The organism is Ralstonia pickettii (assembly GCF_016466415.2).
In the GTDB taxonomy this organism is placed as follows: Bacteria; Pseudomonadota; Gammaproteobacteria; order Burkholderiales; family Burkholderiaceae; genus Ralstonia; species Ralstonia pickettii.
Map to the genome: position 1 here is coordinate 2,780,844 of NZ_CP066771.1, position 18,751 is coordinate 2,799,594.

The 18,751-nt window shown below is 64.1% G+C and carries 18 protein-coding genes; 10 read left to right on the plus strand and 8 right to left on the minus strand.

Annotated elements, in window-relative coordinates:
- The first annotated feature begins 58 nt into the window (after positions 1–58).
- The 5 genes from prfA (at position 59) to RP6297_RS13130 (ending at position 3,714) form a co-directional block, all read left to right on the plus strand.
- Positions 59–1,141: a peptide chain release factor 1 gene (gene prfA / locus RP6297_RS13110; RefSeq protein ID WP_037028146.1), complete on the plus strand. Its 1,083-nt coding sequence runs from the start codon at positions 59–61 to the stop codon at positions 1,139–1,141.
- 181 nt (positions 1,142–1,322) lie between these two features.
- Positions 1,323–1,691: a hypothetical protein gene (locus RP6297_RS13115; RefSeq protein WP_009241979.1), complete on the plus strand. Its 369-nt coding sequence runs from the start codon at positions 1,323–1,325 to the stop codon at positions 1,689–1,691.
- A 97-nt stretch (positions 1,692–1,788) separates the two neighbouring features.
- On the plus strand, positions 1,789–2,691 hold the full coding sequence (gene prmC / locus RP6297_RS13120; protein ID WP_009241978.1) for a peptide chain release factor N(5)-glutamine methyltransferase: 903 nt from the start codon (positions 1,789–1,791) through the stop codon (positions 2,689–2,691).
- A gap of 68 nt (positions 2,692–2,759) precedes the next feature.
- The gene (grxD, locus tag RP6297_RS13125) at positions 2,760–3,071 is read left to right on the plus strand and encodes a Grx4 family monothiol glutaredoxin (RefSeq protein ID WP_009241977.1); all 312 of its coding nucleotides are present in this window, start codon (positions 2,760–2,762) and stop codon (positions 3,069–3,071) included.
- 19 nt (positions 3,072–3,090) lie between these two features.
- Positions 3,091–3,714 (plus strand): UbiX family flavin prenyltransferase, encoded by a 624-nt coding sequence (locus RP6297_RS13130; protein ID WP_009241976.1) that lies wholly within the window; start codon positions 3,091–3,093, stop codon positions 3,712–3,714.
- Positions 3,715–3,736: 22 nt separating this feature from the next.
- Here the strand turns inward: RP6297_RS13130 and RP6297_RS13135 are convergent, their stop codons facing one another.
- Positions 3,737–3,907 carry a hypothetical protein gene (locus RP6297_RS13135; RefSeq protein WP_004634685.1) on the minus strand — a complete coding sequence of 57 codons (171 nt, stop codon included), beginning with the start codon at positions 3,905–3,907 and terminating at the stop codon, positions 3,737–3,739.
- Positions 3,908–4,028: 121 nt separating this feature from the next.
- The gene (locus RP6297_RS13140; protein WP_009241975.1) at positions 4,029–4,769 is read right to left on the minus strand and encodes a hypothetical protein; all 741 of its coding nucleotides are present in this window, start codon (positions 4,767–4,769) and stop codon (positions 4,029–4,031) included.
- A gap of 305 nt (positions 4,770–5,074) precedes the next feature.
- On the opposite strand from RP6297_RS13140, the gene RP6297_RS13145 reads away from it, so the two are divergent.
- The 5 genes from RP6297_RS13145 (at position 5,075) to RP6297_RS13165 (ending at position 10,627) form a co-directional block, all read left to right on the plus strand.
- Entirely contained in the window at positions 5,075–6,667 is a 1,593-nt protein-coding gene (locus RP6297_RS13145) for a glucan biosynthesis protein G (protein WP_009241974.1), read from the plus strand.
- Positions 6,640–9,228 carry a glucans biosynthesis glucosyltransferase MdoH gene (gene mdoH, locus RP6297_RS13150; protein ID WP_009241973.1) on the plus strand — a complete coding sequence of 863 codons (2,589 nt, stop codon included), beginning with the start codon at positions 6,640–6,642 and terminating at the stop codon, positions 9,226–9,228. The genes RP6297_RS13145 and mdoH overlap by 28 nt, the downstream gene beginning before the upstream one ends.
- A gap of 190 nt (positions 9,229–9,418) precedes the next feature.
- Positions 9,419–9,742, plus strand: a complete 324-nt coding sequence (locus RP6297_RS13155; RefSeq protein WP_009241972.1) for a hypothetical protein — start codon at positions 9,419–9,421, stop codon at positions 9,740–9,742.
- A gap of 162 nt (positions 9,743–9,904) precedes the next feature.
- Positions 9,905–10,393, plus strand: coding sequence for an aminoacyl-tRNA deacylase (locus RP6297_RS13160; RefSeq protein ID WP_004634675.1), 489 nt, complete (start codon positions 9,905–9,907; stop codon positions 10,391–10,393).
- A gap of 9 nt (positions 10,394–10,402) precedes the next feature.
- The gene (locus RP6297_RS13165; RefSeq protein ID WP_004634673.1) at positions 10,403–10,627 is read left to right on the plus strand and encodes a CDGSH iron-sulfur domain-containing protein; all 225 of its coding nucleotides are present in this window, start codon (positions 10,403–10,405) and stop codon (positions 10,625–10,627) included.
- Here RP6297_RS13165 and ettA read toward each other — a convergent pair.
- The 6 genes from ettA to RP6297_RS13195 all read right to left on the minus strand — a co-directional run bounded on the left by ettA (position 10,624) and on the right by RP6297_RS13195 (position 18,705).
- Positions 10,624–12,291 carry an energy-dependent translational throttle protein EttA gene (gene ettA / locus RP6297_RS13170; protein WP_009241971.1) on the minus strand — a complete coding sequence of 556 codons (1,668 nt, stop codon included), beginning with the start codon at positions 12,289–12,291 and terminating at the stop codon, positions 10,624–10,626. The genes RP6297_RS13165 and ettA overlap by 4 nt on opposite strands.
- A 148-nt stretch (positions 12,292–12,439) precedes the next feature.
- The gene (locus tag RP6297_RS13175; protein WP_004634669.1) at positions 12,440–12,808 is read right to left on the minus strand and encodes a cytochrome o ubiquinol oxidase subunit IV; all 369 of its coding nucleotides are present in this window, start codon (positions 12,806–12,808) and stop codon (positions 12,440–12,442) included.
- Positions 12,808–13,449 carry a cytochrome o ubiquinol oxidase subunit III gene (gene cyoC, locus RP6297_RS13180; RefSeq protein WP_009241970.1) on the minus strand — a complete coding sequence of 214 codons (642 nt, stop codon included), beginning with the start codon at positions 13,447–13,449 and terminating at the stop codon, positions 12,808–12,810. The genes RP6297_RS13175 and cyoC overlap by 1 nt, the downstream gene beginning before the upstream one ends.
- Before the next feature lie 3 nt (positions 13,450–13,452).
- A complete protein-coding gene (cyoB, locus tag RP6297_RS13185) occupies positions 13,453–15,432 on the minus strand; it encodes a cytochrome o ubiquinol oxidase subunit I (RefSeq protein ID WP_009241969.1) in 1,980 nt (659 codons plus the stop codon).
- A 9-nt stretch (positions 15,433–15,441) separates the two neighbouring features.
- Complete coding sequence (gene cyoA, locus RP6297_RS13190) at positions 15,442–16,404, minus strand: ubiquinol oxidase subunit II (protein ID WP_086003206.1); 963 nt, start codon at positions 16,402–16,404, stop codon at positions 15,442–15,444.
- 657 nt (positions 16,405–17,061) lie between these two features.
- On the minus strand, positions 17,062–18,705 hold the full coding sequence (locus RP6297_RS13195) for an Nramp family divalent metal transporter (protein ID WP_009241967.1): 1,644 nt from the start codon (positions 18,703–18,705) through the stop codon (positions 17,062–17,064).
- Positions 18,706–18,751 lie beyond the last annotated feature (46 nt).

The window sequence follows — 18,751 nt, forward strand, 5'->3', positions numbered from 1 at the left end:
TCTGGCGCGGTATCATGCGCCGCCTTCGCTTCCAGCGTTTCCCTCCGCGACTGCCCGAATGAAGCCCAGCATGCTGTCCAAGCTCGACCAACTGGCCGAGCGCATCGTCGAAATCAACGCGCTGCTTGCGCGTGAAGACGCCACCGCCAACCTCGACCAATATCGCAAGCTCACGCGCGAACATGCCGAGCTGGAGCCGGTGGTCGCGCAATTTGCCGCATGGAAGCAGGCGGAGGAAGACATCGCCACCGCGCAGGAGTTAGCGGCCGATCCTGACATGAAGGCGTTTGCCGAAGACGAACTGCGCGCCGCGCGTGAGCGCATGGAATCCCTCGAAGGCGAGCTGCAACGCCTGCTGCTGCCCAAAGACCCGAACGACCATCGCAATATCTTCGTGGAAATCCGTGCCGGTACTGGCGGCGATGAGTCCGCGCTCTTTGCCGGCGACCTGCTGCGGATGTACACACGCTACGCCGAACGGCAGCGCTGGCAGGTGGAGATCGTAAGCGAATCGGCGTCTGACCTGGGCGGCTACAAGGAAGTAATCGCGCGGCTGGTGGGCGAAGGTGCGTACTCGCGCCTGAAGTTTGAATCGGGCGGCCACCGTGTGCAGCGCGTGCCGGCCACGGAGGCACAGGGGCGCATCCACACATCAGCCTGCACCGTGGCGATCATGCCCGAGGCCGACGCGCTGGCCGACATCCAGATCAACCCGGCGGATTTGCGCATTGACACGTTCCGCGCGTCCGGCGCGGGTGGCCAGCACATCAACAAGACGGATTCGGCCGTGCGCATCACCCACCTGCCGACCGGCCTGGTGGTGGAGTGCCAGGACGACCGCAGCCAGCACCGCAACAAGGACCGCGCCATGCAAGTCCTGGCTGCGCGCCTGAAGGACCGCCAGGAGCGCGAGGCGCAAGCCAAGGAAGCCAGCGCGCGCAAGAGCCTGATCGGCTCGGGCGACCGCTCCGACCGCATCCGCACGTACAACTTCCCGCAAGGCCGCGTGACCGATCACCGCATCAACCTGACGCTGTACAAAATCGACGCGATCATGGACGGCGACATCGATGAACTCGTCGGCGCCTTGGCGGCTGAGCACCAGGCAGAACAGCTTGCAGCGCTGGGTGAAGACTCCTGAGCGTTCAATCGTTAAAAAGCGCGCGCTCCGTAACATTCGCTTGCGTTTGATACAGCTTGGCACGATGGCGGGCCGGTCCGGCGTTCCTATAATCGATCTCGATCACGCCAAGTGCATCGCCGGTCGCATCCGGCACGCACTCACCCACAAGCGCGGCAACATCACGATTAGGAGAATCGCAATGCGTACCCAACTGCTGGCCATTACCGTCGCCACCACCCTCGCACTCGGCCTGGCCGCCTGCGGCAAGAAAGACGACGCCACCGACCAGGCGGCCAAGAGCGCGATGGAGCAATCGAAGGACGCCGCCAAACAGGCGCTCGACAACGCCGGCACCGCCGTGACCAAGGCCGCGGACGCTGCCAAGGTGGAACTGTCGCAAGCGGCTTCGGACGCGCAAGTCTCCGCCTCGGGCGCGCTGGCGCAGGCCAAGGAGGCCGCCAAGACCGCGGCCGACAAGACGGCCGACGCGGCCAAGGTTGCTGCAGACAAGACCGCTGACGCCACCAAGGAAGCGGCCAACAAGGTCAAGGACGCGACCAAGCAATAAGCGCTGCTTAACCGCACCGACCCGCTCGCGGGCCCGCGCCACATCGGCCGGGCCCGTGTTATTTTGTGCGCCCGATCTTCGCTGCTGGTCTGTTGCCGTGTCGTCTTCCCCCGTCATTCCGCCCGAAAACCTGGCTCGCGTGTCCGATGCGCTGACGGCGCTGGCACGCGCGGGCTTGCCTGCGCTTGAAGCGCGCATGCTGGTTTCGCATGTGACGGGCCTGTCGCGTGTGCAACTCATCACGCAAGACGCCTGCGCCATCGACGTGGCCGCGCGCGCGCGTATCAGCGAACTCGCGGCGCGCCGCTTGGCCGGCGAGCCGATGGCGTATCTGCTCGGCGAACGTGAATTCTTCGGCCGCACCTTCAAGGTGACGCCCGCCGTGCTGATCCCGCGCCCTGATACCGAATTGCTGGTCGAACAGGCGCTGGACCACCTCGAGGAGTGCGATGCGCCGGCCGTGCTCGACATGGGCACGGGCAGCGGCATCATCGCCATCACGATTGCGCTGGCGCGGCGCGATGCGCGCGTATGGGCCACCGACGCCTCCACCGACGCGCTGGCCGTGGCGATCGACAACGCCAAGGCGCTCGGTGCCACCAACGTCCAGGCTGCGCTGGGCGACTGGTACGGCGCGCTGGCCGGAACCGAGGCGCCACCCGCCTTCGACCTGATCGCCAGCAACCCGCCCTACATCGCCGCCACCGACGCGCACCTCGACCAGGGCGACCTGCGCTTCGAGCCCGCCAGCGCCCTCACCGACCACGATGACGGCCTGCGCCACCTGCGCAGCATCGTCGCCGGGGCGCCGGCGCGGCTTGTCTCCGGGGGATGGCTGCTGGTCGAACACGGCTACGACCAAGGCGAACCTGTGCGTGCGCTGCTGGGCGGCGCGGGATTCGCCAACGTCTTCACCGCGCAAGACCTGGCCGGCCACGACCGGTGCAGCGGTGGGCAATGGCCGGATCAAAACGCCGGTGCGCGTTCCTCGCTAAAATAGAGGGGTTTTCCAATGTGGATGTCAGCTCGGGAACCCGGCTGCCGCCCCTCACCCAATCGAGTCTCCCCATGAGCACCACGCACGAAAAGATCGACCAGATCGTCAAAGGCCACCCCGTCGTCCTCTTCATGAAGGGCACGGCGCAATTCCCGATGTGCGGCTTTTCGGGCCGCGCCATCCAGATCCTGAAGGCCTGCGGCGTGGACCGTCCGCACACCGTCAACGTGCTGGAAGACGATGAAATCCGCCAGGGCATCAAGGACTACGCCAACTGGCCCACCATTCCGCAGCTCTATATCAAGGGCGAGTTCATCGGCGGCTCGGACATCATGATGGAGATGTACCAGAGCGGCGAACTGCAGCCGCTGCTGGCTGCTTGAGCTGCGTTCTCGTTTCAGCGTGACCCAGACCGCGAACTCCACCGCTCAAACGCCCGCCGTGCGCCGCATCATCGTGGCGATCACAGGGGCGTCGGGGGCAATCTACGGCGTGCGGCTGCTGCAGATTCTGCAGAGCCTGCGTGAGTCAGCGGGGGTGGAATCGCACCTGCTGATGTCGCCCGCAGGGCTGATGAACGTGCAGCACGAGCTGCACATGGCACGCGAAGAAGTGGAAGCGCTCGCGCACGTCGTGCATAACGTGCGCGATATCGGCGCGACCATCGCCAGCGGCTCGTTTGCGGCGGAAGCAATGGTGGTGGCACCCTGCTCGATGAAGACGCTGGCGGCCGTTGCGCATGGCCTGTCGGACAATCTCATTGCCCGCGCAGCCGACGTCACGCTTAAGGAGCGCCGCCGCCTCATCCTGATGGTGCGCGAAACGCCGTTGAATCTGGCGCATCTGCGCAACATGACAGCGGTCACGGAGATGGGCGGAATCGTATTTCCACCCGTGCCAGGGTTTTACCAGCGCCCCAAGACGATCGACGACCTGGTCGACCACACCGTGGGGCGCGTATTGGACCTTCTGGGCTTGCCGCAGACGTTGGCACCCGGCTGGCCGGGCTTGCGCTCAACGGACTAAGCGCCAATCAGCCGACCGCCAATCAACGGTGGTGGTAATTGAAGTACACCGACGGCCCACCCCAATAGCCGCCGTAGTAGGCGGGATAAGCCGGTGCCGCATAGACCGGCGCAGGCGCCACAGCCACCGGTGCCGGATACACGGCACAACCCCCAAGCGTCGCGGCCAACAAGGCCAGAGCCACGATTTTCATGATTAGTGTCCTTTGGCCTCGCTAGTGAGGCCGTGTGGACGTTATAAGCCGGCGCGGGCGACGTCGGCGTCATGCGGGTGTAAGCGTTGTAACCGAAGACTACGAGCGTGTGTCCGTAAGTTCACTGCTTAGGCGTTGGTTTGCCGGCGGGTGGCTGCGCTGCCGCGGCGGGAGCCGAAGCCGACACACCAGATGCTGAAGCCGGTTTGGATGCGTTCGGGTCGACTTCGGCACGCATTTGGTCCATGACGGCCCCCGCGCGCGGCGCCCAGAGGAATTCCACTGTGCCGTTCTGCGGCTCTTCCGGAATCGCATACATGGTGATGACCGTCTGATGGGCCGCCCAGCGCGCGCGCAGCGAATCGACCGTCTTGCCGGACTTCAGCTTGAGCGGCGCCTTGCCCTCCTGCGCGGGCTTGCCATAGCGGTCGGACAGGGCCTGGAAGACGCGCTGCTCGGTCTCCACGCCGCGCGTGGGCACGAACATGCCGGCGATGTTGCCGTCCTGGTCGATCAGCACCACGGCCTGCGGGCCATCCATCAGCTCCGGGCGCGATGCCTGCGGTATCCCGAGCGATCGGGTGCGGCCATGCGATTCCAGAGCGTCGGAGCAGTATTCGGCGACGTCCTTGCCGCCATTGGCGCGTACGTCTTCGCATGAGGGCAGCTTGCGCAGCGGCTTGCCGAGCGGAAAGACATCGAGCAGCACCGCCACGTCGCCAGGGTCGCGCACCGCCTTGGCGGGTGCTGCGGCCTTGGGGGCCGCCTTGGCTGCGGGTGCGGCAAACGCCACGGACGCGAGCAACGAGGTCGAGATAGCAAGCGCAGCAGTTGCAGTGGCGCGTCGCGTCCAGCAGGTCATGCGAACTCCAGTGAGAAAAGAGCCGAAAGTGTGCCACGCGGGAATCCGGGCGCACAGGAAAGGGGGTCTGACTGCCGGCAGGCGGCCCGCGTTCCCGTCAACCTAATGGCTGAGCGCCTCGAAACCCCCTGGTTACACGCCATTTGACGCGGATACCGGCCCGATGCCGGCCGGAAACATTATCAAAATGTTGCCGGTTTTGATCTCGTAAAGGTACGGCGGGTAAAATCTCGGCGGCACAGACGAATGACCGGCAGGACCGAAGCGTCACGTTCCTCGGCCCGCCGCATAGACGCGATCTCATTTTGAACATTCCCTCCGCTGTTTCCTCCCGCACGCCGTCAGCCGCCCGCGCTGTATGCGCCCCTTCGGTAGCCCGCTATGCGCGGCTGACCGTCGGCCTGCTGGCGCTGGCTTCGGCGCATGCGGCGCTGGCCTTCGGTTTCAACGATGTGGCCGCACGCGCCAAGCAACTGGCTGCAAAACCGTACCAGGCGCCCGCCGATACCCTGCCCCGCGAACTGCGCGAGCTGCGCTACGACCAGTACCGCGAAATCCGCTTCAAGTCTGACCAGGCTTACTGGCGCCGTGACAAGCTGCCGTTCGAACTCGGCTTCTTCCACGAGGGTTCGTACTACGACCAGCCTGTGAAGATCAACGAGGTGTCGCCCGCCGGCGTGCGCGAAATCCGCTTCGATCCGCGCCTGTTCGACTACGGCCCGGTCAAGCTCGATCCGAAACAGGTGCAGAAGCTCGGCTTTGCCGGCTTCCGCGTGCACTATCCGATGAACACGCCCAAGTACAAGGACGAAGTCATCGTGTTCCTGGGCGCGTCGTACTTCCGCGGCATCGGCAAGGGGCAGGTCTACGGCCTGTCCGCGCGCGGTCTGGCCATCGACACCGCGCTCAATTCGGGCGAGGAATTCCCCCGCTTCACCGATTTCTGGATCGAACGCCCCGCCGCCAACGCCAAGGAGTTGACGATCTACGCGCTGCTGAACTCGCGCCGCGCCACGGGTGCCTACCGCTTCGTCATCAAGCCGGGCAGCGATACGGCGGTCGACGTGAAGGCGCAGGTGTACATGCGCGAAAACGTGAGCAAGCTGGCCATCGCACCGCTCACCAGCATGTTCTTCTTTGGCGAGAATCAGCCGGCGCCTGCGCTGGATTTCCGCCCCGAGGTGCACGACTCCGACGGCCTGTCGGTGCTTTCCGGCACGGGTGAATGGATCTGGCGTCCGCTGACGAACCCCAAGCGCCTGCTGGTCAGCTCGTTCGGGACGACCAATCCGGGCGGCTTCGGCCTGATGCAGCGTGACCGCGCGTTCTCCAGCTACCAGGAAATCGGCGACCGCTATGAACTGCGCCCGAGCGCGTGGGTCGAGCCCGTCGGTAAATGGGGCGCGGGCCGCGTGGAGCTTGTGCAGATCCCGACGCCCGACGAGACGAACGACAATGTGGTCGCCTACTGGGTGCCCGAGAACCCGCCCAAGCCGCATCAGCCGTTCAACCTTGAATACCGCCTGCTGTGGCAGAAGGATGCCGACAAGAAGCCAGCGCTGGCATGGGTTACGCAGACGCGCCGCTCGCACGGCTGGACCACCAAGCGCCCCGACGAGCGCAAGCCCGACGATACGATCGCCTTCGTGGTCGACTTTGAAGGCCCCGCACTGGCCAAGCTGGCGCCGAATACACCGGTTGAGCCGGTGTTCTCGGCAGATGCCAACGGCAAGATCGAATCGATCTTCGGCCAACCCAACACCGCGACCGGCGGCTGGCGCGTGACCGTGCGCCTCAAGCGGGTCGACGACGATAAACCCGTTGAACTGCGTGGCTACCTGCGCAGCGGCGGCACCGGACTCTCCGAGACGTGGAGCTACCTGTTACCTCCGGGCTGAACGTGACGACAGCCCAGACTGGCCGTGCTCCCGGCACGGCCCCCTCCACCAGCCCCGCTACAGCGCAGTCTGTGGCAGACCATTACCTTGAAGCGCTGCCGCTGGCGGCCGATGCGCGTGCTGCGCTGCTGCACAACGCGGGCATCACCGCTGGCGACGACGATGCAGCGGCGCTTGCCAAGCTGCATCGCGCACTGGCCCGGCTCGACCCGGCGCAGACAACCTCGCTTGACGCCGATGCGCCGGCCTACGCCTCCGTAGGCTCGCGTCTGGACGCCGCTTATGGCGCCACACGCGCCAATGCCGCGTCGACCGAGCCTTCTGCCGAACCCGCACCGCCGCTTGAGCACGACAGCCAAGGCCGCATCCATCTGGACACGGGGCCCACCCCTGCGCGTCGCTCGATGGTGCCGTGGCCGTGGGTGCTTGGGCCGATCTGGCGCGCGCGCAAGGCCATCGACCGCTGGATGCACGGCGGCCAGAAGCCGGTGCCGTATGAAGCGCCCGACTCGCCCGACCCGAAAGGCATCTGGCGCTTCGTGGGGGCGCGCCGCCGCCTGACGCTGCTCGCACTGATGATCGCGCAGACCATCGCTGCCACCTGGGCGATGAGCACAGTGCTGCCGTACCACGGCGCCGACTGGCTCGAAGCCATCATCATCGTGCTGTTTGCGGTGCTGTTCTGCTGGGTGTCGGCGGGCTTCTGGACGGCCATCACCGGCTTCCTGCTGCTGGCCTTCCACGGCGACCGCTTCGTCATCTCGCGCCGCGCCACACCCGACGCCACGATTCCCGACGACGCACGCACGGCCATCGTCATGCCGATCTGCAATGAAGACGTGCAGCGCGTCTTCGCGGGGCTGCGCGCGACGTACGAATCGTTGCAGCGCACGGGGCATCTGGAGCACTTCGACTTTTTCGTACTGTCGGACTCCGGCGACCCGGACATCCGCACGGCAGAGGCCGATGCCTGGCTGCACATCTGCCGTGCACTCGATGGTTTCGGTCGCATCTTCTACCGCTGGCGCCGCCACCGCGTGAAGCGCAAGAGCGGCAACATCGACGATTTCTGCCGGCGCTGGGGCGGCCGGTACCGCTACATGATCGTGCTCGACGCCGACAGCGTGATGAGCGGCGATTGCCTGACGCGCCTCGTGCAGTTGATGGAAGGCGCGCCCAGCGCGGGCATCATCCAGACCGCGCCGCGCGCCGCCGGCCGCGACACGCTGTACGCGCGTATCCAGCAATTCGCCACGCGCGTGTACGGGCCGCTGTTTACCGCCGGCCTGCACTACTGGCAACTCGGCGAATCGCACTACTGGGGCCACAACGCCATCATCCGGCTGGACCCGTTCATCAAGCACTGTGCGCTGGCGCCGATTCCTGGCAAGGGCTCGCTTTCCGGCGAGATCATGTCGCACGACTTTGTCGAAGCCGCGCTGATGCGGCGCGCCGGCTGGGCCGTGTGGATCGCCTACGACCTCGACGGCAGCTACGAAGAAATGCCGCCCAACCTGCTCGACGAACTGGGCCGCGACCGCCGCTGGTGCCACGGCAACCTCATGAACTTCCGCCTGTTCGGCGCGCCGGGCTTTCACCGTGTGCACCGCGCGGTGTTCATCACCGGCGTGATGGCGTATTTGTCGGCGCCGCTGTGGTTCCTGTTTCTGATCCTGTCGACAGCCCTGCTGGCCAAGCACACGCTGATCGCGCCGGAATACTTCACGCAGCCCCGCCAGCTCTTCCCGATCTGGCCAGAGTGGCATCCGGAAAAAGCCGCCGCGCTGTTTTCTGCCACCGCCACCGTGCTGTTCCTGCCGAAGATCCTGAGCGTGCTTGTACTGTGGGCGCAGGGGCCGAAACGCTTTGGCGGGGCGATCCACCTGGCGTTGTCGATGGCGATCGAGGCGGCATTCTCGGTGCTGGCGGCGCCGGTGCGCATGCTGTTCCACACGCGCTTTGTGACCGCCGCGTTCCTCGGCTGGAAGGTGCATTGGAAATCGCCCCCGCGCGAAGACGCACAGACGCATTGGGGCGACGCCGTGCGCCGCCACGGTCTGCACACCGTCATCGGCATCGTCTGGGCTGCAATCGTGTATTGGCTGAACCCGAGCTTCCTGTGGTGGCTGTCGCCGGTCGTGGGTGCGCTCATCGTGTCGATCCCGCTGTCGGTGTTCTCCAGCCGCGTGAGCCTGGGCCGCCGCATGCGCCGGCTGCGCCTGTTCATGATCCCCGAGGAAGTGCGCCCGCCGCGTGAGCTGCGCGCCACGCGCAAGCACCTGCGCAATGCGCCGCCGATGCCGGATTTCCGCCAAGCCGTGGTCGACCCCGTCACCAACGCGCTGATGTGCGCGATCGGCACGGCGCGCTTTCCGCACGACCGGCGCCTGATTGCCGTGCGTGAGGCACATGTGCGCCATGCGTTGGAGGTTGGCCCGGACAAGCTCACGGGCAAGCAGAAGCTGGTGTTGCTGTCGGATCCATTCTCCCTGTCGGCGCTGCACCTGGCGGTGTGGTCGTCACCTGCACAGCGTGCGGCCTGGGAAGCTGCACAGGGCTGAACGCGCCACCCCACTTGAAGTGCCGCGCCCCACCAGCGTCTTGCCGGTGGGGCGTTTTACTTCCCGTTACATCCGTAGGATTTGCGTATCACCTGAAGCGCCCGACGGTTCATAGAATGGCATCACGAACTTGATTCACGAAGTCGACGGCACAGTAGCCCCCGGCCTCGCAACCGTAAGGAGAAGCATCATGAAACGCACACTGCTCGCATTCGTTCTGGGTGGCGCCGCGCTGTGCGCCTCGACGGCGGCGCTGGCGCATGTGGATGTCGGCGTGGCGATCGGCGTGCCTGCGCCGGTGTATGTGGCCCCGGCACCTGTGTATGCACCCCCGCCCGTGGTATATCGCCCTGCCCCGGTCTATGCCCCGGCCCCGGTGATCTATGGCGGCTACTATCGTGACCGCGACGACTGGCGTGAGCGCGAATGGCGCCGCCACGAGTGGCGCGAACGCGAATGGCACGAACACGAAGGGCACCACGATCACGGCTGGCACCGCGGCTGGGACCGCTAACGCCTAGCGGCAACAGGCAGCTACATCGGCAACGGGCCGCTCACACGAGCGGCCCGTTGCTTTTGTACGCTCGAATGCCCGCGCAATCTGCAAACCGACCTATGCTGACGTAGTGGCCCCCTGCAATCCCGCCGCCGGCCGCACAGCACACGGGAGGACGCCATGTCGATCTCCAGCACCCTCGACGGCTGCCTGCGCAGCAAGGGCTGCCTGTACGAGGTGATTCGCCATCCGCATACCCATACCAGCACGGAGACCGCGCAGTCTGCACATGTCCCGGGCGACCGTCTGGCCAAGACGCTGCTGCTCGAAGACAAGCTCGGCTATGTCGCGGCCGTGTTGCCATCGACGTATCACCTGCATCTGTCGGAATTGCAAAAGGAAACTGGCCGCCTGGACCTGACACTGGCGGATGAATCCGAGTTGCGCGAAGTCTTTCGGGACTGCGATGCCGGCGCCGTACCACCCGTTGGCATGGCTTACGGCATGCCCACCTACATCGACAGCAGTCTGATGGCCCACGGCGACGTCTACTTCGAAGCCGGCGACCACGAAAATGTCGTGCATATGGACATGGATCAGTTCATGGCTTTAATGCGCGACGCCAAGCCCGGACACTTCGCGTATCGCATGCAGGGCATGCTCTTCTGAGGACCCGCCATGGCAGACGACGTTGTCATCACGGTCCGCAACAACGGGCCGTACCATATCAAGGGAACCTTCCGGGTCGCCACCCAAGGCGGGCGCGAGTTGGCCGTAGAAGAAGGCCAGGCATGGCTGTGCCGCTGCGGGCACTCCTTGAACAAGCCGTTCTGTGACGGGTCGCACAAGCGCGTCGAGTTTGACAGCAACCTCGACGCGCCTGTGCCCGATGCGCCTGCTTAACGCGTAACGGGCTTGTAGCGGATGCGCTTGGGCTTCGCGCCCTCTTCGCCCAGACGCTTCTTTTTGTCGGCTTCGTATTCCTGATAGTTGCCCGGGAAGAACTCGACGTGCGAATCGCCTTCGAACGCGATGATGTGCGTGGCGATGCGATCGAGGAACCAGCGATCGTGCGAGATCACCATCACGCAGCCCGCGAACTCGAGCAGCGCATCTTCCAGCGCACGCAGCGTTTCGACGTCGAGGTCGTTTGACGGCTCATCGAGCAGCAGCACGTTGCCGCCCGAGATCAACGTCTTGGCCAGATGCAGACGCCCGCGCTCACCGCCCGACAGGGTGCCAACATGCTTCTGCTGATCGCCGCCCTTGAAATTGAAGCGGCCGATGTAGGCGCGCGATGGCGTCTCATACCGGCCCACCGTCAGGATGTCCGAGCCGTTCGAAATCTCTTCGAAGACGGTCTTGTCTGCGGAGAGGGCATCGCGGCTCTGGTCAACGTAAGCCAGCTTCACCGTCGGGCCGATCTTGATGGTGCCCGAATCCGGCTGCTCCTTGCCCGTGATCATGCGGAACAGCGTCGACTTGCCGGCGCCGTTCGGGCCAATGATGCCGACGATCGCGCCCGGCGGAATCGTGAAGCTCAGGTTGTCGATCAGCAGGCGATCGCCATAGCTCTTGCTGACGTTCTGAAACTCGATCACTTCATTGCCTAGACGCTCGCCGGCCGGGATGAAGATTTCCTGCGTTTCGTTGCGCTTCTGGTATTCCTGGCTGTTCAGCTCGTCAAAGCGGGCCAGACGCGCCTTCGACTTGGCCTGGCGGCCCTTCGGGTTCTGGCGCACCCATTCCAGTTCTTTCTTCAACGCCTTTTGGCGCGCCGATTCGCTCGACTCTTCCTGCTTCAGGCGCGTCTCTTTCTGATCGAGCCAGGAGCTGTAATTGCCCTTCCAGGGGATGCCATGGCCGCGGTCGAGTTCGAGAATCCACTCGGCGGCGTTGTCGAGGAAGTAGCGGTCGTGGGTGACGGCCACAACGGTGCCAGGAAAGCGCGTGAGGAACTGTTCAAGCCAGTCCACCGATTCCGCATCCAGGTGGTTGGTCGGCTCGTCGAGCAGCAGCATGTCAGGGCGGGAGAGCAGCAGCTTGCACAGGGCAACGCGGCGCTTTTCACCGCCCGAGAGGTGCTCGATCTTGGCATCCCACGGCGGCAGGCGCAGTGCGTCGGCGGCAATTTCGAGCTGCAGTTCGACGTTGTCACCGGAGCCGGCGGCGATGATGGCTTCCAGGCGCGCCTGTTCTTCGGCGAGCTTGTCGAAGTCGGCACCTTCCTCGGCGTATGCCGCGTAGATGGCTTCGAGCTGCTTTTGCGCATCCATCACTTCGCCCAGGCCGCTCTCGACCTCTTCACGCACGGTCTTGGCGGGATCGAGCTGCGGCTCCTGCGGCAGGTAGCCGATGTTCAGGTTGGGCATCGGCGTGGCTTCGCCTTCGATGTCCTTGTCGAGGCCGGCCATGATCTTGAGCACGGTCGACTTGCCCGAGCCGTTCAGGCCCAGCACGCCGATCTTGGCGCCGGGGAAGAAGGACAGCGAGATGTCCTTGAGGATCTGGCGCTTGGGCGGAACGATCTTGCCCACGCGGTTCATGGTGAAAACGTACTGTGACATGGCGGAATTGCGGGGGGAAACGCAGAAATGGGGAATCCGGCGAGTTTAACAAAGCCGGGGCACGGCAAGCCCAGGGCTCAAGGCCGCTCGAGCAAAAGAAAAGGCGCCCACCAGGGGCGCCCTTCCGATGCAGCGGCAGGCTGGCTCGTTACATCGTCATCATGTTGGCGTTCATGTTATGCATGACCCACAGCGAGCCGACAACGACGATCGCCAGGATCAGCAGCGTGAACAGGAAGGCCATCACGTTCCAGCGCTGGGCAGACGAGCCATCCAGGTGCAGGAAATAGATCAGGTGCACGACGATCTGCACGACCGCCAGAGCCATCACCGTCACCAGCACCGTCTGGTGCGAGTAGCCGCCGTCCATCACCATCTTGAACGGGATGGCCGTCAGGATCACCGCCAGCACGAAGCCGATCAGGTAGCCCTTCACGGTGGCATGGCCGGCGCCACCGGCTGCATGACCGTGATCCTCGCCGTGGGCGATGGCGGATGTTGCGTTGGTCTGTTCCATTACATCGCTCCCAGCAGATAGACGACGGTAAACACGCCGATCCACACCACGTCCAAGAAGTGCCAGAACAGGCTCAGGCACGACAGTCGAGTCGATTGGGTCGGAGTCAGGCCTTTGGCACCGATCTGCCACATCAGGACGATGATCCACAGCATGCCGCTCGCCACGTGCAGGCCGTGCGTGCCGACCAGCAGGAAGAACGACGACAGGAATGCGCTGCGGCTCGGGCCTGCGCCTTCAGCAATCAGGTGATGGAACTCGTTGATTTCCATGCCGACGAACGCGGCGCCCAGCACCAGCGTGATGCCGAGCCACAGCATCACTTGATCCTTGCGGCCGTTCTGCAGGCTGATCATCACCATGCCATAGGTGATGGACGACACCAGCAGGATGCCGGTTTCAATCGCCACGTACGACAGGTCAAAGAGCTCCTTGCCCGTCGGGCCACCCGCCGTCGCACCGCGCAGGACGCAGAACGTGGCGAACAGCGACGCGAAGATGATCAAGTCGCTCATCAGGTACACCCAGAAGCCGAAGACCTTGGTGTCTGCGGCATCGTGGTGGTGCGCATGGTCATGCGCGTGGTCGTGGCCGTGCGCGTGACCGTGCGCGGCGTGACCGTCTAGAACATTGGAAGCCATGGTTTAAGCCTGCGAACCGATACGTTGGAAGTAGGCCGACTCGGTCTCGTGAACCTCGTGAGCGGGCACGTAGTAATCGATGTCGTCGTTGTTGCTGCGGAGGATGAAGCTGCCGATCATGCCGACCAGACCCAGCACGGCCATCCACCAGATGTGCCAGATCAGCGCAAAGCCCATCACGATCGAGAACATGCCGATGAAGAAGCCGGCGCCGGTGTTCTTCGGCATGTGGATCTTCTCGTAGCTCGGTGCAACCTGCGTCAGCACCTCGCCGCGCGCCTTCATGTCGGCAAAGGCGTCGATGTCACGGATGACCGGCACGCGAGCGAAGTTGTAGTGCGCCGGCGGCGACGACGTCGCCCACTCCAGCGTGCGGCCGCCCCACGGATCACCGGTCAGATCAGCCAGCGCGTGACGGTTGCGGACGCTCACGAAGATCTGGATGAGCTGCGAAGCGATACCGCAGGCGATGATCGCGGCGCCGATCACGGCGACGATCAGCCACGGCTGCCATGCCGGGTTGTCGGTATGGTTCAGACGACGCGTCATGCCCATGAAGCCCAGCACGTACAGCGGCATGAAGGCGGTGTAGAAGCCCACGAACCAGCACCAGAAGGCGCGCTTGCCCCACTTCTCGTCCAGCTTGAAGCCGAAGGCCTTCGGGAACCAGTACGTGATACCCGCGAGGTAACCGAACACCACGCCACCGATGATGGTGTTGTGGAAGTGAGCGATCAGGAACAGGCTGTTGTGGAGCAGGAAGTCGGCGCCCGGCACAGCCAGCAGCACACCGGTCATGCCGCCGATCACGAAGGTGATCATGAAGCCGATCGTCCACAGCATCATCGAGTTCAGCTCGACGCGGCCGCGGTACATCGTAAACAGCCAGTTGAAGATCTTCACGCCCGTCGGGATCGAGATGATCATCGTCGCGATGCCGAAGAACGCGTTGACGTTCGCCCCCGAGCCCATGGTGAAGAAGTGGTGCAGCCACACCAGGAACGACAGCACGGTGATGGCGGCAGTCGCCCACACCATCGACGTGTAGCCGAACAGCTTCTTGCGCGAGAACGTCGAGACGATTTCCGAGAACATGCCGAAGGCCGGCAGGATCAGGATGTACACCTCGGGGTGGCCCCAGATCCAGATCAGGTTCACGTACAGCATGGCGTTACCGCCGCCGTCGTTCGTGAAGAAGTGCATGTCCAGATAACGGTCGGCACCCAGCAGCGCCAGCGCAACGGTCAGCACCGGAAACGCAGCCACGATCAGGATGTTGGCGCACAGGGCGGTCCAGGTGAAGATCGGCATGCGCATCAGCGTCATCCCCGGCGCGCGCATCTTGAAGATGGTCGCGACGAAGTTCACGCCGGTCAGCAATGTCCCGAGGCCCGATATCTGCAAGGCCCAGATGTAGTAATCGACCCCCACGCCCGGGCTGTAGGCCAGCTCCGACAGCGGCGGGTACGCCAGCCAGCCGGTGCGAGCGAATTCGCCCACGCCCAGCGACACGTTGATCAGCACCACACCTGCAGCAGCCAACCAGAACGACAGCGTGTTCAGGAACGGAAATGCCACGTCGCGCGCGCCAATCTGCAGCGGCACGATCAGGTTGATCAGGCCCGTCATCAACGGCATGGCCATGAAGAAGATCATGATCACGCCGTGCGCGGTAAAGATCTGGTCGTAGTGCTCAGGCGGCAGATAGCCGGCACCGCCGCCCGAGGCAACTGCCAGTTGCGAGCGCATCATGATGGCGTCGGCAAAGCCGCGCAGCAGCATCACGATGGCCAGAATGCAGTACATCACGCCGATCTTCTTGTGGTCGACCGAGGTGATCCACTCATTCCAGAGGTAGGTCCACTTCTTGAGATAGGTGATCAGGCCGAACAGGCCCGCGCCACCCAGCAGAATGGCCGACACCGTCACGACCACGATGGGCTCGTGCAGCGGAATGGCCTCCAGACTCAACTTGCCAAACATCGTCAACTCCTAGGAATTCTTGGCCGCGCTCTTGGGCGCAGGCAGGGCGGACTGCACCGGCAGCGGGCGCGTTGCCGCCTCAGCCGTGGCCGTCGTGCAGTTGGCGCCTTCGAGCGCCTCGTCGAGCGTCAGGACCTTCTCCCCTTCGCCCATCTTGTCCATGTATTTGTGCAGGATGCTGTGATACAGCATCGGGTCGACCGATGCGTACGCCGCGGGCGGCACCTTCTCGCTCGGCTTGGACAGCTCGGCGTAGCCTTCCTTGGTCAGGTTCTGCGACGAGGCGCGCACCTGTTTCACCCAGGCATCGAACTCTTCGTTCGTCATGGCCGTGGCCTTGAACTTCATGCCCGTGAAGCCCGAGCCGCTGTAGTTCGACGACATGCCGTCAAACACGCCCGTCTCGTTGGCGATCAGGTGCAGCTTGGTCTGCATGCCGGCCATGGCATACACCTGGCTACCCAGCTGCGGGATGAAGAACGCGTTCATCACCGTGTCGGACGTGATCTTGAAGTTGATCGGGGTATTGGCCGGGAATGCGAGCTGATTGACCGTCGCGATCTTCAATTCCGGATAGATGAACAGCCACTTCCAGTCGAGCGAAACCGCCTCGACCGTGATGGGCTTCACATCCGATTCGATCGGCTTGTACGGATCGAGCGCGTGCGTGGACTTGTAGGTGATCACGCCCAGCACGATGATGATCAGGCAGGGAATCAGCCACACCACGGCTTCGATGGCGTTGGAGTGCGACCAGTCCGGCTCGTAGCGGGCCTTGGTGTTGGACGCGCGGTACTTCCACGCAAACACCAGCGTCAACACGATCACGGGAATGACCACCAGCAGCATCAGGCCGGTCGCCACCAGGATCAGCGTCTTTTCTTCAGCCGCAATCATCCCCTTCGGGTCCAGGACCGTCAGGTTGCAACCCGCCAGCAGGAGCGGGAGGCTTGCGGCGAGGAGCCGCTTCATATGTGGAACGAGTGTGTTCTTCATGTCTTGCACAATTGCGCCGGCGATGCGCACCAACATCACAGGAGCCCAGCAGCCCGGACAGCGGCCACAAGGGGAGAAACGCGGGAAGTGAGAGAAGACCGAACTACCGGCGCCTCGAGTACAGCTGAGGTGCAGCAGCGGATCTTCGGTCACATCAGGCGCCGGTCAGGGAGAAACTGAACCCAACGCCCTCAGTTGGCGAGGCGGGCTTCGCTCGTGCCGGGCACGGGCGAGGTCGAACTCCGCCGCGTCGCACAAAGCGGCGGACGACAGATCGGGGGCGTGAAAGGTCGGAGCAGGCACTGCGTCATGCGCCCGTCGGGGGAGCGCGATTGGAAGTGGAATGCGGGCGCGATCTTACCGCCAGACGGCGCTTTTGATCGCGCTATCCGCTCAGGCAAATAGAAAACGACGTCGATTGACAAGTGGTTTCCTAGCCGCAGGGCTAGGGTTTACGTGGCTTTGCGGGTAAGCCAATCGAAAGCGCCTGTTGTTGCACTGCGACAATCAGCCACAGTGGCGCGCAGCCGACGTTGTCACCAAATGTGCGCCCAAAGATTGAGCTGATAATAAGAACAATTCTCATCTGAGAGAGGCCTCCGAGGCGGCCTCCCTGTGCTTTTCCCTACGACCTCATTGGGCGAGCAACCCGGCAATCCGCACCAGCACCAGCCCCGCAGCCACCACGAGGTAGCCGCGCAGCACAAACATCCACGTGCGCTTGAGCGGCGTCCAACGGGCAGGCGTGAGCTGCTCGAGCGGCGGCATCGTCCAGTGATTGCGATCCAGCACGCTCACGCGCTGTGGATGGTGCGGCCGGTGCCTGCGTCGCTCGATGCGCCATAGCACCAGCGACATGACCACGGCGATGAGCGAACCGCCGATCAGGATGGCGCCGATCTCGAATTCACCGATCCCCGGAAACAAAACAGCCGCCGTCAGGATGACCGAGAGCATCACCAGCACCGCCACCACAGCGCCGGTGAAGAGGTTCATCGCGCGGCCGTTCGTCCACGGGCCCAGCACGGCCTTGTCGTTGCACAAAAGCAGCAGGAACACTGTCGCGCTTGGCAGCAGCACGCCGGCCAGCGATTGCACTGCATTGGTCAACAAACCGAGCGGCACGCCGGGCGTCAGCACCAATCCTGCGGCCAGCAAGGTCAGCCCGAAGTAGATCGCGTAGAAGCCCTTGGCTTCCGTCGGCTTGCGATGCAGCGAATGCCGTACGGCAAACACATCGCCAATCGCATACGCGGTCGACAAAGACACCGCGCAGGCGCCGATGATGCTGGCGTCCAGCAGCGCAATCGCAAACAGGACACCGGCCCAGCGGCCCGAGTGGCGCTCCAGGCCATGCGCCGTGCCAAGCGCATCGGTGTAGTTGCCGAACTCCGGCGTGCCGTGAAAGGCCTGCGCGCTGAAGGCGATCATCGCCACCGCGCCGGCAATCACGAGGACGATGCCCAGCCACAGATCCGCGCGTTCATAGCGGATGAAACGGGCGGTGATGCGCTTGTCGATCACGTAGCTCTGCTGGAAGAACAATTGCCACGGCGCCACGGTCGTCCCGACGATGGCGATGATCAGCAGCATCACTTCCGCCAAGGGTGTACCGGCCGGTAGAGCAGGCACGAAGAAATCGCGCGCCACCTGCCCCATCGGCGGATGCACCAACAGAAAGATCGGAATGAGCGTGAGACTGCCCGCCACCAGCGCAAGTGCAAAGCGCTCGAACCGTCGGAAGTCACCCGTGGACGCGGCCAACATCACCAGCGCCGCCGCTGCACAAACGCCCCAATGTCGCGGGATGCCGAGGTACTCCAGCGCCAGGCTGATGCCGATGAACTCGGTCACGAGCGTCAGCGCATTCACCAAAAACAGGTCGATGACGGAAAAGCTGCCCCAGAACTTGCCGAAGCGCGCAAAGATCAACCGCGCGTGCCCGACGCGTGTGACGGCACCCAGGCGCAGCACCATCTCCTGGTTCACGTACAGCACGGGGATGAGCAACATGAGCGTCCACAATAGCGTGGTGCCGTAGTTCTGCCCGGCTTGCGTGTACGTGCCGAAGGCTCCGGCGTCGTTGTCGCCGACCATCACGATCAGGCCAGGGCCGAGGATGGCCAGGAGCGTGCGCAAGCGTGCACGCCAGCCGTCACGCGCGCCGGTATCGTGGTGCGCAATGGTGCCGAGCGCACCACGAATGTCGCCCACATGCGCCTCATCAAGCGCGGCATGACGTGGTGGTGCGTCGATGCCAGTAGCAATTTGGGTCATATCGACCTCCGATTTGTTATTGGGTGAGGGATTACCTGTCGTTGGA

Coding starts and splice junctions, on each gene's coding strand:
- RP6297_RS13135 (WP_004634685.1), bottom strand. CDS start 3,907: ATGAAAATCGTGGCTCTGGCCTTGTTGGCCGCGACGCTTGGGGGTTGT.
- ettA (WP_009241971.1), bottom strand. CDS start 12,291: ATGTCACAGTACGTTTTCACCATGAACCGCGTGGGCAAGATCGTTCCG.
- RP6297_RS13165 (WP_004634673.1), top strand. CDS start 10,403: ATGGCAGACGACGTTGTCATCACGGTCCGCAACAACGGGCCGTACCAT.
- RP6297_RS13140 (WP_009241975.1), bottom strand. CDS start 4,769: ATGACCTGCTGGACGCGACGCGCCACTGCAACTGCTGCGCTTGCTATC.
- RP6297_RS13175 (WP_004634669.1), bottom strand. CDS start 12,808: ATGGAACAGACCAACGCAACATCCGCCATCGCCCACGGCGAGGATCAC.
- cyoC (WP_009241970.1), bottom strand. CDS start 13,449: ATGGCTTCCAATGTTCTAGACGGTCACGCCGCGCACGGTCACGCGCAC.
- grxD (WP_009241977.1), top strand. CDS start 2,760: ATGAGCACCACGCACGAAAAGATCGACCAGATCGTCAAAGGCCACCCC.
- cyoA (WP_086003206.1), bottom strand. CDS start 16,404: ATGAAGCGGCTCCTCGCCGCAAGCCTCCCGCTCCTGCTGGCGGGTTGC.
- cyoB (WP_009241969.1), bottom strand. CDS start 15,432: ATGTTTGGCAAGTTGAGTCTGGAGGCCATTCCGCTGCACGAGCCCATC.
- prfA (WP_037028146.1), top strand. CDS start 59: ATGAAGCCCAGCATGCTGTCCAAGCTCGACCAACTGGCCGAGCGCATC.
- RP6297_RS13195 (WP_009241967.1), bottom strand. CDS start 18,705: ATGACCCAAATTGCTACTGGCATCGACGCACCACCACGTCATGCCGCG.
- RP6297_RS13115 (WP_009241979.1), top strand. CDS start 1,323: ATGCGTACCCAACTGCTGGCCATTACCGTCGCCACCACCCTCGCACTC.
- RP6297_RS13160 (WP_004634675.1), top strand. CDS start 9,905: ATGTCGATCTCCAGCACCCTCGACGGCTGCCTGCGCAGCAAGGGCTGC.
- RP6297_RS13155 (WP_009241972.1), top strand. CDS start 9,419: ATGAAACGCACACTGCTCGCATTCGTTCTGGGTGGCGCCGCGCTGTGC.